The sequence below is a fragment of the Fontivita pretiosa genome, assembly GCF_050410795.1.
GTDB classification, from domain to species: domain Bacteria; phylum Planctomycetota; class Phycisphaerae; order Tepidisphaerales; family Tepidisphaeraceae; genus Fontivita; species Fontivita pretiosa.
The window spans coordinates 4,282,847-4,295,669 of sequence record NZ_CP191258.1 but is presented as its reverse complement, the minus strand read 5'-3'; the positions used below and the strand labels follow the sequence as shown (position 1 = coordinate 4,295,669).

The window sequence follows — 12,823 nt, the reverse complement described above, 5'->3', positions numbered from 1 at the left end:
GGTCTGATGGTGTGCATGACCCTTTCGGTGGGCTGTGAGAAGACGATCAAGGAAGTCCGAGCGCCGGTGTCGCCGGAGCTGACGGTTCAATCCTGGCGGTGGGCCGCGCGCCACAGTGCCGCCGCCGCCAGACCGGCTCCGACGGCGATCATGCCGGTGAGGATCGGGCGCAGTGCCGCCTGCGTATAGATGCTGCTGTGGGCGACGTGCCCCTCGTAGCCGCCGCGCTCCTCGCCGCCGCTGCCCGGCTGATGCAGCGCCTCGTCGCTGAAGCTGGAACGATCCTTCTTCTGCGCCCGGAACATCATGCGTTCGGTGAGCCGCTCGTTCAGCCGCGGCAGGTTCTGCCCGGCGACCAGGAGCCTGCCCCCGCCGCCCACCACAACCTCACGCCTCGGGTGTTGCGCGCAGAACAGGATCGCCTCGGCAACGGTTTGCGGGGCATAGACCGGCGGCGGGAAGTCGGGGTCGGTGGGCATGTAGTTTTTGGCGTGGCGGATGTAGGGCGTGTCGATGGCGCTGGGCTTGATCAGCGTCACGGAAACCGGCGCGCCGTCGTGCTCCAGCTCCATCCGCAGCGCGCTGGTAAACCCCTTCACCGCGTGCTTGCTGGCGCTGTACATCCCCTGAAGCGGGATCGCCACGTCCGAAACCACGCTGCCGACGTTGATCAGTGCCCCGCCACGCTGCCGCAGGTGTTTCGCCGCCACCACCGATCCGTGCACCACGCCCCAGAAGTTCGTGTCGAACAGCCGGCGAAAGTCCTCGATCGGGACCTGGTCGATCCTCCCATAGATGCTCACGCCAGCGTTGTTCACCCACGTGTCGAATCCGCCGAACCGTTCGATGGCGCGGTCGGCAATCCGTTGCACCTGCTCGTATTGCCCCACGTCGGCCACCACGTACTCGGCGCTGCCGCCGCCAGCGGCAACCTCCCGGCAAAGCTGCTCAAGCGCCGTTTCGTTTCGCGCTGCCACGACAAGCCTGGCGCCCCGCTCGGCGGCCATCCGCGCAGTGGCGAGCCCGATCCCGCTGCTGGCGCCGGTGATGACGACGACCTGTTCGTCCAGCTTCTTCAGACGGCTGCTCATGGGGGTACTCCTGTACGGCGTTGCGTATCTCAGGCCGCCACTATCGCCCGCCAGCGCAAGGGCGCGAACGGCGGAAATGCGCGCCAGAGCAAGTTCCGCCTGTTTGTTTTCGTTCACGGAGTCCCAGAAGCGACGATGGTACAGTGCCCGTCGTATCAGCCCTTCAACAGGGTCTGGAGCCTTGCTTCGAGCTGCCGGGCTGTCATTCCGCGAATGAAAACCTGCTTGCGAGGATTGCTGTGGCCGCGGTGCACCAGCACCTGATTCGCCGGCAACCCCAGCGCCGAAGCGAGCAGCGCCACAACCGCGGCGTTGGCTGCCCCGCCCTGCGGCGGCTTGCTCACCGCCACCTTCAGCGCCTCACCAAGCACTCCAACAATTTGATCGCGCGATGCACCCGGAACCACCTTCACCGAAAGGATCGCTCCGCCGTCCGCCTGTTGAACCATCTTCGCGTCCATCTTCGCTTTCTCGCGCCCCGCGCGCCATGGCTTCGTGCCGTTCTTGGCCGAATCATCTGTCAGCTTCTGCCTTCGGCATTGATGTTACAATCGCGCTCCAGGATGGAATACCTCGAAGGGAGACAGTCGGTGCTGGCGGCGCTGCGGGCCAGGCAGCGGAAGATCGACGTGATCCTCCTGCGCCACGGCATCCACGAGCAAAGCATCCGGGAAATCCTCGATCTGGCACGCGAACTGAACGTGCCAGTACGCTTCGTCGATCCGGCCGAGCTCGACGCACTCGCCCATGGCGCATCCCACGGCGGGGTGATCGCGGTGGCCTGGCCCAAGCCGCGAACCACCATCGACCAGCTCATGCACCTGCTGGACAACCTGGACCAGCCGCCTTTACTGCTGCTGCTGGAAGGCATCGATGATGCGCGCAACCTTGGTTTTGTGCTTCGGACGGCCGACGCGATGGGCGTGCACGCCGTGCTGATCAAGAAACATCTGTGGGACTTTGACCCGGTCGAAGTCGCCAGACCATCTTCAGGAGCCTACGAGCGGCTGCCGCTGGTGCAGATCGACGACATCGCGCCGCTGCGGCAGCTTCAACGCCGCGGGCTGCGGATCGTCGGCTGCGTACCGGGCGCCAGGCGCAGCATCTACGACACCGACCTGACAGGTCCGACAATCCTGGCACTGGGCGGCGAAAAGCGGGGCCTGTCCGGTGCCGTGCGCGAGATCTGCGATCTGTTCGTTTCCATCCCCTGCAGACCGCAGCCCAGCTCCCTTTCCCTCTCCCATGCCGCCGCCATCGTGATAGCCGAGGCCGCACGGCAACGGATGACAAGGTGACAAGCTGCGAAGCGCTCATCACGTTGTCATTGTGACAAGCTCATCATTGACAATGTTCCCGTCCTCCATCTTCACCAGCCTTTTCGCCCGTTGCGCGATGTGCATGTCGTGCGTGACGATCACGATCGTCTGCCCGCGCGCCGCCAGGTCGTCGAAGATCTCGGCGACCAGCTCGCCGTTTTTGCGGTCCAGGTTCCCCGTCGGTTCGTCGGCGAGCACGACCGCCGGCTCGTTGGCCAGCGCCCTGGCAATCGCCACCCGCTGCTGCTCCCCGCCGCTCAGGCGATTGGCCCGCCGACGCAGCTTCGATTCCAGCCCCAGCCGCTTGAGCAGCTCCGCGGCGCGCTGCATCGCCTGCGGCCTGGAAAGCTCTCCCAGCTTGAACATCGGCAACGCCACGTTCTCCTGAGCCGTGAACTCCTTGAGCAGGTAGTGAAACTGAAAGACGAACCCGATCTTCCGATTCCGCAATGCGGCCAGCTCCACATCATTCAACTGCATCGTGTCCTGCCCGTCGATAAACACGCGGCTGGGCGGATCGAACTCGCGACCATCGATGTCGCGCTGGCTGGGTCGATCCAACCCGCCCAGCAGATACAGCAGCGTGCTCTTTCCCGACCCGCTTGCCCCGACGATCGACACGTACTCGTTGCGGTGGATCGTGATGTTCACCCCCTTGAGAATGTGAGTGGCCGCGTCCTGTGTGCCCAGGATCCGATGCAGGTTTTGTGTCCGCAGAATCGCGCTGCTCATCGGATCGGGGATCCTAACGACCAGGAGCCGACCCGAGCAATCCACTCCCAAGGCACACTGGCCGAAGAATCGGAGATGCGCGGCTCCCGCCGCTGTTGACGATCGGGCGATCGTGCGATATATGATTGGCCTGATGCGGTTCATCGAGTTGGACAAACTCCCGCCAATCGCCCCGGGCATTGCCCCGATCCGCATTACCACCGGCATGGCCGGCGGCTAGGGCGATTGCGCACGATCGAGTATGATCCCGCCCTGCCGCCAAGGCAGGGCGTTTTCGTTTGTCCGACGGGCAGCGGAAAGCAGCGACAATCGAACGTCGAAGAAGAACATGACTACGTCAAACACGACAACGCCTGCGCGAGCTTCGCGGCGAATCGAAATCTATGACACGACGCTGCGCGATGGCACGCAGGGCGAAGGATTCAACCTATCGCTGGAGGACAAGCTCGCGATCGCCAGAAAACTTGACGAGCTGGGCGTGGATTACATCGAGGGCGGCTTTCCCATCTCCAACCCCAAGGACGAGGCGTTTTTCAGGGAAGCACGCGGGTTGAAGCTGAAACATGCCCGCATCGCCGCTTTCGGCATGACCCGCCGACGCGGCATCCGTGCCGAAGACGACCCCGGCCAGCGCGCACTGCTCGATGCCCAGACCCCCGTGGTCACGATCGTCGGAAAATCCTCCGAGTTTCAGGCCACCAGAGTCCTGGGCGTCAGCCCTGAAGAGAACCTGAAAATGATCGGCGACTCGGTGCGCCTGATGCGACAGGCCGGGCGCGACGTGATCTACGACGCCGAGCATTTCTTCGACAGCTTCCGCGCCAACCGCGAGTACGCGCTGCGGACGGTGCTGGCGGCGCAGGAGGCCGGCGCTGGCGTGCTGTGCCTGTGCGATACCAACGGCGGGAGCATGCCCGAGCTGATCGCCGAGGCCGTCGAGTTCGTCAAAAGACACACCAGCGTCACGATCGGCATCCACACGCACAATGATTCAGGGGTGGCGGTGGCCAACGCGCTGGCGGCCATCCGCGCCGGCGCATCCCACGCCCAGGGAACGATCAACGGCGTGGGCGAACGCTGCGGAAATATGGACCTGACCACGCTGGTGGCCAACCTTCAGCTCAAATACAACTTCGAGTGCCTGCGCCCGGGCACGCTCAAGCACCTGACCGAAGTCAGCCGCTACGTCTACGAAACCGCCAATATGAATCTGGTCAACGGCCAGCCCTACGTCGGCGCCAGCGCCTTCGCCCACAAGGGGGGGATGCACGTGCACGCGGTGCAGAAGGACACCAGCACCTACGAGCACGTCCCGCCGCAGGCCGTCGGCAACACACGACGCATCCTCATCAGCGAGCTCAGCGGCGTGTCCAACATCGCCACCAAGGCCGGCGCGAAATTCAATCTCCAGAACGACCGCGAAACCCTGCGACGGGTACTGATCAAAGTACAGGATCTGGAAAATGCGGGCTATCAGTTCGAGGCCGCCGAGGCCAGCTTCGAGCTGCTCGTGCGCAAGGAGATCGGACGGCACCGCAAGTTCTTCGATCTGGAGCATTACCGCGTCATCGTGCTGAAGATGAATTCCGGCACGCCGGTGGCCGAGGCGACGGTGAAAATCCGGCTGGATGGCGAGCAGGTGGAGCATCGCGTCGCCGAGGGCGACGGCCCGGTCGCGGCGCTGGATGCGGCGTTGCGGCGGGCGCTGAAGGGCCGCTATCCGCAGATTGATGGCGTGCACTTGATCGATTACAAGGTGCGCGTGATCAACTCGAAGGATGAAACGTCGGCAGCGGTGCGCGTCATCATCGAGTGCCGTCGTGACACCGGCGACGGAACCAGGGAAGTCTTCGGCACCATCGGCGTCAGCCAGAATATCATCGATGCAAGCTGGCAGGCGCTGGTGGACGCCTTCGAGTATCACCTGATCCACGTCGAGGAGGCGCAGCAACGTTGAGCATCTGCCGGGATTGCATGAACCAGCGCAACCGTCGCGCCCACCAGTGCCCTGTTGCCGGGAATGATTCGTGATGGATCTGCTCAGCGACATCGCCGCCGAACGGCTTCCCCGTCACATCGCCATCATCATGGACGGCAACGGGAGGTGGGCGGTTCGCCGCGGTCTGGAACGCGTCCGCGGACATCAGCAGGGCGCCAGGACGGTACGCGCCGTGGTCACCGAGTGTGCTCGCCTGCGCAAGCACCGCGGCAGGCCGGATTTCCTCACGCTCTACTCGTTCAGCCTGGAGAACTGGAAACGCCCGGCCACGGAGGTCACGTTCCTGATGCAGATGTACATCGACTATCTGCGCGCCGAACGTGCCACGATGATGGAGAACAACATCCGCTTCCAGCAGATCGGACGGCTGGACAATCTGCCCCAGCCGGTGCTGGACGAGGTCAACATCACGCTGGAGCAGACAAAAAACAACACGGGGCTGACGCTGGTGCTGGCGCTGAACTACGGCAGCCGCGCCGAGATCGTGGATGCGGTTCGCGCCATCGCCGAGCAGGTCCGACGCGGACAACTCGACCCACGGCAGATCGATGAGCAGACCGTCTCATCCCATCTTTACACCGCCGGCATGCCCGACCCCGACCTGCTCATCCGCACCGCCGGCGAAATGCGCATCAGCAACTACCTGCTCTGGCAGATCAGCTACGCCGAGCTGTACGTGAGCAACGTGCTCTGGCCGGACTTCACGGAAAAGGACCTTCACGAGGCGATCCGCTCGTTCGCCTCCCGCCACCGTCGTTTCGGCGCTCTGGATCAGACCAACACGCTGTAACATCCGCACGGGCATGTTGTGCAGCAATTGTGCGCTTGCAGCGTATGCCTATACGGCGCAGCGGCCTGGGCGCATAATGGCGACGTTGCATGCCGCAAAGGAGCTTCGCGTGGAAAAGGAATTCGTCAATCCCAACCTGCACGTGGCACTGGTTCACTATCCACTGGCCCTGCTGATCAGCGGAGTTTTGATCGAACTGTTCAGCTTCCTGTGGCGCAGACACGGCTTTCGCGCCGCCGGGCGATGGATGATCCTGCTGGGCGCGTTCAGCGGAATTCCCACGGCGCTTTCGGGGGTGTACGCCCTGTCGGACGTGGCCCGGATGGGCCTGGACCCGGCCACGGCGGGGGGAACCTGGAACGAGGTCGCCGCCGCGTCCAGGCTCTCCGCGGCGCAGTGGCAGATGCTCCGCGAGCATCTACTGTATCAGCTCTGGGCCGTGATCATCTCGGTAACGGCCGTGGTGGTATGGATCGCCTGCTCGGACCGTTGGCGGGAAAAACTGCGCCTGCCGCTGCTGGTGCTGTTGCTGGTTGGGGTCGTGTTGACATCCGCCGGCGCATGGCACGGCGGCGAGGCGGTGTATCGCTACGGCACGGGCGTGCTCGGCCAGGCGCAGGCGCCAGTCCAGCCTGTCGCTCCTGCGATGCAGGACCAGCCACAGCCGCCCGCTCAGACGCAGCCTGCCGAATCGCCGCAGCCGCCGACCCCCGAGCCGGCGGCACCGGATACCGCCCCGGCCACCACGCCCACCACCACAGCGTCGGCAAGTGTCGTGGTTGAATCGGTGAACACTTGGACGGCGCAGGCGAGCACGGATGTGGCCGGGGACGGCGCCGCGGCCCGGGCGCAGCGCAGGCTCGGCCAGCAGATCGAGTATTACCTGCCGCCGCTACAGATTCACATGGTGTTTGCGGGCACGGTGATCGCGATCGCATTGGCATCGCTGGGGCTTTCAATCCGCAAGATCACTCAGGGTCCGCCGGTCACGCAGGTCGATGCCATCGCCGCGGCGCTTGGTCCTCCGCCGACGCTGATCGGCGGCGACACGCCGGACACGCTGGTGGAATCCGTCCCCCCGCCGCCCGATCCGGCCGACGTGAACCTGCCGCCAGTGCCCGCGGCGCGGTTCTGGGTGCTGACGGCGCTGCTCGGCCTGATCACCGCCGCCGCAGGCGCCTGGACGCTGGCCAGCACCGCCGACAACTGGTCGTTTCCCGTGCTGTGGAAGGAGATCATCCTGGCCAACGCCCGCGCCGGCGAGCGCCGACAAATGGCTCACGTGATCAGCGGCCTGGTTATCGTTCTCGAGCCGCTGCTGCTGGCGATGCAGACGCGCTGGGCGCCGCGACAGAAATGGCTGCTTGTCGTGCTGGCGGTGTTACTGCTGGCGGCGGTCGGTTTTCAGATCTGGCTGGGAACGCTGCTGCTGTTTGACACTCCCCAGGGACCGCTGACAGGATTCAACTGATCGCTGCGTGTGTGGTGGCTCTTGCGGTTCTTCACCGGTGCGAAGTGTGCTGGTCCGCGGGCGGGGCAACATGCTCGGCTGCCGCTTCACGATCGGAGCCGCCGAAACTCATGCTTCCGCCCAGGTGTCCCTGCACAGCCACGGCAAGCGTGACAGCGCCCAGCAAGAGCAGGTAGAGGGCTCGTGGCGTCTCACCGCAGTTGTGGGTCCGGCCGCGCCACCACGCCAGGGGGAGCAGCAGCGTCGCCAGGGCCGTGCCCAGCCACGCGTGAACCCGCATCGTCGGATCCATGGGGTGCTCGTCCTGCCACAGCCACCACCAACCGGAGGCGGCGGTGAACGGCGTGATGACCACGGCCAGCATCATCATCCACCAAGCCGCCGATCGCAGCGACTCGCGATGCGGCAATCGCCCGAGAAGATCGCAGACGAACGAACTGGGGATCATAGCGGCCGTGAAATTCACGAGGACAGGGTGCAGCGGGGGCAGGACAAGTGGAAACCAATCGGTGGTCGGGACATGGAGCAAAACCCAGTTCATGTTCGCCCTCGCTTCAACGTCTGTTTGGCACCAGCTTCATGCCGCACTTGGGGCATCTGCCCGGCTGGTCGGAGACGATCTCGGGGTGCATCGGACAGGTAAAGCTGCCACTGCCATTCGGTTGCGTGGCAGGCAGGGGCGGCGGCAGTCGATGGGAGGCGATCGCCTCTCGCGGTGCCCTGGCCGCACCGCTCGCATCCGATGCGATCCCGTCACGCCTCAGCTCATCGGACGATGCCAGACTGGCAACCGTGCCGGGCGGATGCCGATACCACCCCGGATCTTCCTGGCCCGTCAGCTCGGCCCGGACTTTCAGGATCGTGAACAGCCCGCCCATCGTGATGTAGTCGAACGGCCCCATTCCGCCGATCATCGGCGTGGAGTTGTGCGGCACTTTCATGTGCCCGGCCTCGATGTGCTCGGCCATCTCACCCATGCCGTCCTGGCCCATCGTCATGTAATCCGGCAGGAGCCTGCGCACCTTTTCGTCGAGCGTGCCGGGCTTGACCCCGATCATATTGGGGAAGTCATCGCCCATCTGGGTCATCACGTGGTGAGTCATGTGGCAATGCATCGCCCAGTCGCCCGGCTCGTCGGCGATGAAATCGATCGTGCGGGATTGTCCCACCGCGACCAGCACGGAGGTCTCGCGCTGCTGGGCTGATTCGGGGATCTGCCCGCCATCGGTTTCGGTCACGCGGAACTGGTAGCCGTGCAGGTGGATGGGGTGATGATCCATCGCCCCGAGGTTCACCAAGCGCATCCGCACCCGATCTCCGAGCCTGGCCACCATCGGCGTGGTGGCGGGGAAGACCTTGGCGTTGAAGGTGAAGACGTTGAAGTCAGTCATCTCGTTGGGATTGGGACGAGAGGTGCCGACCTTGATCTGCCACTCGCTGATCAGATAGGCAAAATCGCGATCGGGCCGCGGGCCGGTCGGGTTGCGCGGATGGATGATGAACAGGCCCATCGTACCCAGCGCCATCTGCGTCATCTCGTCGTGATGCGAGTGATACATGTGCGTTCCGTGCTGGCGCAGGGTGAACTCGTATCTGAATGTCTGGCCGGGACGGATGATCTTCTGATTGAGCCCCGCCACGCCGTCCATGCCATTGGGCAGCAGCAGCCCGTGCCAGTGAACGCTTGTCCCGGCGGGCAGGTTGTTGGTGACATAGATTCGCACGCGGTCGCCTTCGACGGCCTCGATGGTCGGGCCATGCACGCCGCCGTTGTAGCCCCAGCATTTGGCGCGCAGCCCTGGGGCAAACTCGTGCTCGACTTCCTCGGCGACCAGGTGAAAGACCTTAACCCCGTCGACGACCTTGAACGGCAGCGTCCAGCCGTTGGGCGTGATCACGGGGTTGTAGTCGCGTCCGGGCTCGCCGGGGCGATCCCAATGCGTTTCCGAGTAGAGCGTGCCTTGGACGAGTGTGGACCTGGGCCGTGGCTGAGTGCGCGCCCCGGCATCCTGGGCGCGCAGCTCTGACTCCGCCAGCCGATGCAACAGCGCCGCACCGCCAGCGATCGTTGCTGTTCCGGAGGCGATCATCCTCCGTCGGGTCACTTTGGATTGTGGGCTCATGGTCTAACCGTCTCCGTCAATGTCGGTGATGCTCGTGTGCGGTTGGGACGTGTCCGGGGGCCGGTGCCGTTGATGGCTGGGTGGCAGGCTGTGTGGCCGCCGCAGGCTCGGGACTGAGTCGTCCGCCCACCGCTCGCTCCAGCTCCGCGCGGGCAACCCAGTAATCACGCAGCGCCTGGACATAATCCCGGCCCGCGTCGATCTCGGCCTGCTTGGCCTGGAGCAACTGGATTACGCCGATCTGCATCGCGTTGTACTGCTTCTGAGCCTCCTCGACACCGCGATGACGCAGCGGCAGCACGACCCGGCGGTAGTATTCGGCTTGTTGCCGGGCCGCCAGCATCCGCGCACGGAATCGCCGCACCTGGGCGCGGATCTCGACCGCCAACGCTGCATACCGCTGCTGACTCTGCCTGAGCAGCGCCCGCCCGGCGGCAACGCGCGCCTGTCCCTGGTCGAACAGAGGCACCTGCCCTTCCAGGTGCGGCCCGATCGTCACCGGGCCCCCTGGATCGGGCTCGGACTCGCTGTGGACGCCCATGTTGAAGGGCATCCTGCTGTAGCCGGTGAGCTTCAGTTGCCGGGCCAGTGCCTGCACCTGTTGCCACGCCGTCGCCAGGTCCAGACGTTGCGCCACGGCCAGCGATTCCAGGCCCGTTGGATCGACTTCCGTCTCCGGCAACTCGGGCAGCTTGGGTTCGATTCGCCACTCGGTGTCGCGGCCCCAGGCGCCCATAAGCACGTTAAGTTCTTCTCTGGCTTCAATCGCCTCCGTTTCGGCGCGGGCCAACTCAAGCTTGGCCTGTTCGTACAGCGCACGCTCGTTGACCAGATCGAAATCGGAGATGTTGCCAGCTTCGTGCATGCGTCCGGCCGCATCGGCAGACGCTTCGGTTGCCGCCACGACGTTCCGCCGCATTTCCACGAGTTGTTGAGCACCTTGAACGCGGTAGAACGCAGCTTTCGCTTCGGCGGCCACGTCCAGCACGATGCTGGTCACGCGCAGGCGCGTCGCCTGGAATTCTGCCTCGGCCACCTTCTTGCGAAGCGGGCGCAACAGCACGTCGAGAAAGTCCTGCACGACGGAGAGCTCATAGCTGAAGCGGAAGCCGGACTTGGTCGGCCAGCGCGGATCAAACTCAAACACCGGATTGTTCAGCAGCCCCGCTTGCACGAGTTCGGCCTGTGCAAGGCCCAGGTCTTCGCAGGTTGCCTGGAGATTTCGATTATTCAGCAACGCGATCTGAACTGCCTCATCCACGGTCAGCTCGTCAGCCAGCAGCGATCGCACTTCGCGCTGGAGATCCGCATCCGCCTCGGTCCCCTGATTCCAGACGACGCGTTTGCCGCCGGTCCGCTCGGCGGTTTGGGCGCGCACGTCGGCGAAGCCTGCATCGCGCGGGACAGTCGCACAACCGGCGAGCACACCAGCGACGCACCACATCAGGGTCGTTCGAATGGCCGGCGCCGTGACGCCGTTCATTGCCCACCTCCCGGGTGGTGCTGCCCGTGGCCGGGCGCGGTCGCCGGTGCAGACGAGCCATCGATTGGTGGAATCGTGGGAGCATCCGATGTGTTCAAGGTCTCCGACCGCGGAGGCGGCTGAGACTCGGCCGCCTGAGGACTTGCAGGATGATCGGGACCTACGACCGGAACATCGGTGCCCGCCGATGAGCATCCCGCCACAGACATCAGCGGCAACACGAAGCAGCGGAATACGACTCGGGCGCTATACCCAGTCAACTCCATCGTGTGTCTCCTTGTACGCACCCAAGGGTCCAGGCGACGCAAGGTGCGTGGCGCTGCGGGGAACGGCGCACAGCGCCTCAGCCGTTCATCGGCGCGCCGGGCAACCGAGTCGGCGGCAGACAAGGAAGCAAACGAATGATCCCCCGCGTCGCGTTCAATGAAATCGACTTTTTTGAAGGACTGGTCGGTGGGACGGCAACAGCCGGGGAAGTGTCAGTTTGATCGTGCGCTGTCGCCGGGGGATGCTCCGCTTACATCACCGGCTCGATGTCTTCCACGTCAAGCTGGTAGACGCTGGCGACGCGGCCCTCGCCGGGGATGACGTTGACATGCAGCGTGCCACGAACCCTGACCAGGCCGCTGTAGTACGGCGCCTCGCGCCCGTCCTTCATCCTCGCCTGGACAAAGTGCTGGACCTGAGGCGGGCCGGAGAAGCAACACTTGGTCACGGAATAGACCAGGTCGAACTCGTTAAGTGCCCGTGAGGCGAAAGTGGTCGGGGCGATCTCGCCGTACAGCACAACCTTCTGCCCATCCAGCGCCCGCCACTTGGCAGGAATGTCGTCGATCGTGCCGGAGACCTGGTCGAAGTTGAACGTGCTCATCGCCTTAAGGTCCACCTCCTTGTATCCCCCGCCGATGTCCTTGATTCCGCCGGTCAGCTCCGACTCGATGTACAGATAGGCCGGATAACCGACGATCAGCAGGACGACGGCGGCGAAGATGAGGATGCGGAAGTTGATCCGCTCGCGCAAGGGGACATGAATGGGTGCTGCCAGGTCGCTCATGATTCGCAGTTTGGATGGTCGTCGGTTGCTTCGCAGCGGATCCATCCTACTTCGCCGCCGGCTTCACGCTGGAAGCCTCCAGCTCAAAGATGCTGACGATGAACCCTTCGTCCTTCTTTTCCTGCACGTTCAACGTGCCCTGAACAACAATCTCATCTGGATAATAGCTCACCGCCTTGCCTTTGGGGCAATGGACAATCACGGTGTGCTGTAACTGAGGCGGCTGTCCGAAACAGCAGGCGAACAGGTCGGGCACCAGAGCGAACTGCGTAATGTTCGCCGCCTGATCCATTGGGATCATGAACCCGCTGAGCCGCACGGTGGCGCCGGACAGTTGCCTGACATCCTGCGGGATATTCCCGCCCCGCTCCACGTCGTAGTCGAAATTGCCCAGTTCCTTGATGCTGAGCTCGATGATCTGCCCGGGCTGTGGCGGCGGATGCGGCTTTCGGGCGAGGTTGTTTTGAGGCCCGGAGCGCGGGGAGTCCCCTGCGGCGGCATTGAGGTTGCGCTCACAGACGCGGATCTTTTCCTCGATCGGCCCGAGCAGATCCGGCCTCTCGCGGCTCAGCTCGGCCAGTTTCCGCAGCATCGGCAGCGCCACGGCGTATTGTCCCCGGCCAAACTCCTGGTTGGCACGGATCTCCAGGGCAGCGCGGTCCAGGTCGGTAGCGGACTCAGGGCGTGTGGTCTGCGCATCAGCAGACAGCGCGATCGCACACAGCAGCCACAAACCCGCAATGGCATTTCGCATAAGCCGC

The 12,823-nt window shown here is 64.3% G+C and carries 12 protein-coding genes; 4 read left to right on the top strand and 8 right to left on the bottom strand.

The window, feature by feature from the left end; translation table 11 throughout:
• Window positions 1–86: 86 nt before the first annotated feature.
• Together ACQS5P_RS17415 and ACQS5P_RS17410 are read right to left on the bottom strand one after the other, a co-directional pair.
• Window positions 87–1,091, bottom strand: coding sequence for an SDR family oxidoreductase (locus ACQS5P_RS17415; protein ID WP_428937893.1), 1,005 nt, complete (start codon window positions 1,089–1,091; stop codon window positions 87–89).
• 155 nt (window positions 1,092–1,246) lie between these two features.
• Window positions 1,247–1,552: a DUF167 domain-containing protein gene (locus tag ACQS5P_RS17410; RefSeq protein WP_428937892.1), complete on the bottom strand. Its 306-nt coding sequence runs from the start codon at window positions 1,550–1,552 to the stop codon at window positions 1,247–1,249.
• A 102-nt stretch (window positions 1,553–1,654) separates the two neighbouring features.
• Here ACQS5P_RS17410 and ACQS5P_RS17405 point away from each other — a divergent pair, with 102 nt between their 5' ends.
• The gene (locus tag ACQS5P_RS17405; protein ID WP_428937891.1) at window positions 1,655–2,389 is read left to right on the top strand and encodes a TrmH family RNA methyltransferase; all 735 of its coding nucleotides are present in this window, start codon (window positions 1,655–1,657) and stop codon (window positions 2,387–2,389) included.
• A gap of 18 nt (window positions 2,390–2,407) precedes the next feature.
• On the opposite strand, the gene ACQS5P_RS17400 is transcribed toward ACQS5P_RS17405, so the two are convergent.
• Window positions 2,408–3,142 (bottom strand): ABC transporter ATP-binding protein, encoded by a 735-nt coding sequence (locus ACQS5P_RS17400; protein WP_428937890.1) that lies wholly within the window; start codon window positions 3,140–3,142, stop codon window positions 2,408–2,410.
• 328 nt (window positions 3,143–3,470) lie between these two features.
• Here ACQS5P_RS17400 and cimA point away from each other — a divergent pair, with 328 nt between their 5' ends.
• From cimA to ACQS5P_RS17385, 3 genes are all read left to right on the top strand, one after another.
• Window positions 3,471–5,099, top strand: a complete 1,629-nt coding sequence (gene cimA / locus ACQS5P_RS17395; protein WP_428937889.1) for a citramalate synthase — start codon at window positions 3,471–3,473, stop codon at window positions 5,097–5,099.
• A gap of 73 nt (window positions 5,100–5,172) precedes the next feature.
• Entirely contained in the window at window positions 5,173–5,931 is a 759-nt protein-coding gene (locus ACQS5P_RS17390; RefSeq protein ID WP_428937888.1) for an isoprenyl transferase, read from the top strand.
• Between the two features lie 109 nt (window positions 5,932–6,040).
• Window positions 6,041–7,402: a DUF2231 domain-containing protein gene (locus tag ACQS5P_RS17385; RefSeq protein ID WP_428937887.1), complete on the top strand. Its 1,362-nt coding sequence runs from the start codon at window positions 6,041–6,043 to the stop codon at window positions 7,400–7,402.
• A gap of 31 nt (window positions 7,403–7,433) precedes the next feature.
• Here the strand turns inward: ACQS5P_RS17385 and ACQS5P_RS17380 are convergent, their stop codons facing one another.
• The 5 genes from ACQS5P_RS17380 to ACQS5P_RS17360 form a co-directional block, all read right to left on the bottom strand.
• Window positions 7,434–7,943, bottom strand: a complete 510-nt coding sequence (locus ACQS5P_RS17380) for a DUF2231 domain-containing protein (RefSeq protein WP_428937886.1) — start codon at window positions 7,941–7,943, stop codon at window positions 7,434–7,436.
• Between the two features lie 13 nt (window positions 7,944–7,956).
• Window positions 7,957–9,525, bottom strand: a complete 1,569-nt coding sequence (locus tag ACQS5P_RS17375; RefSeq protein ID WP_428937885.1) for a multicopper oxidase domain-containing protein — start codon at window positions 9,523–9,525, stop codon at window positions 7,957–7,959.
• Between the two features lie 16 nt (window positions 9,526–9,541).
• Window positions 9,542–11,008: a TolC family protein gene (locus ACQS5P_RS17370; RefSeq protein WP_428937884.1), complete on the bottom strand. Its 1,467-nt coding sequence runs from the start codon at window positions 11,006–11,008 to the stop codon at window positions 9,542–9,544.
• 517 nt (window positions 11,009–11,525) lie between these two features.
• The gene (locus ACQS5P_RS17365; protein ID WP_428937883.1) at window positions 11,526–12,062 is read right to left on the bottom strand and encodes a hypothetical protein; all 537 of its coding nucleotides are present in this window, start codon (window positions 12,060–12,062) and stop codon (window positions 11,526–11,528) included.
• A 46-nt stretch (window positions 12,063–12,108) separates the two neighbouring features.
• Window positions 12,109–12,816 carry a DUF3299 domain-containing protein gene (locus ACQS5P_RS17360; RefSeq protein WP_428937882.1) on the bottom strand — a complete coding sequence of 236 codons (708 nt, stop codon included), beginning with the start codon at window positions 12,814–12,816 and terminating at the stop codon, window positions 12,109–12,111.
• Window positions 12,817–12,823 lie beyond the last annotated feature (7 nt).

Excerpts from the sequence above, each read along its gene's own strand:
- ACQS5P_RS17380 (WP_428937886.1), bottom strand. The coding sequence starts at position 7,943 with ATGAACTGGGTTTTGCTCCATGTCCCGACCACCGATTGGTTTCCACTT.
- ACQS5P_RS17365 (WP_428937883.1), bottom strand. The coding sequence starts at position 12,062 with ATGAGCGACCTGGCAGCACCCATTCATGTCCCCTTGCGCGAGCGGATC.
- ACQS5P_RS17415 (WP_428937893.1), bottom strand. The coding sequence starts at position 1,091 with ATGAGCAGCCGTCTGAAGAAGCTGGACGAACAGGTCGTCGTCATCACC.
- ACQS5P_RS17375 (WP_428937885.1), bottom strand. The coding sequence starts at position 9,525 with ATGAGCCCACAATCCAAAGTGACCCGACGGAGGATGATCGCCTCCGGA.
- ACQS5P_RS17400 (WP_428937890.1), bottom strand. The coding sequence starts at position 3,142 with ATGAGCAGCGCGATTCTGCGGACACAAAACCTGCATCGGATCCTGGGC.
- ACQS5P_RS17390 (WP_428937888.1), top strand. The coding sequence starts at position 5,173 with ATGGATCTGCTCAGCGACATCGCCGCCGAACGGCTTCCCCGTCACATC.
- ACQS5P_RS17410 (WP_428937892.1), bottom strand. The coding sequence starts at position 1,552 with ATGGACGCGAAGATGGTTCAACAGGCGGACGGCGGAGCGATCCTTTCG.
- ACQS5P_RS17360 (WP_428937882.1), bottom strand. The coding sequence starts at position 12,816 with ATGCGAAATGCCATTGCGGGTTTGTGGCTGCTGTGTGCGATCGCGCTG.
- cimA (WP_428937889.1), top strand. The coding sequence starts at position 3,471 with ATGACTACGTCAAACACGACAACGCCTGCGCGAGCTTCGCGGCGAATC.
- ACQS5P_RS17370 (WP_428937884.1), bottom strand. The coding sequence starts at position 11,008 with ATGAACGGCGTCACGGCGCCGGCCATTCGAACGACCCTGATGTGGTGC.
- ACQS5P_RS17405 (WP_428937891.1), top strand. The coding sequence starts at position 1,655 with ATGGAATACCTCGAAGGGAGACAGTCGGTGCTGGCGGCGCTGCGGGCC.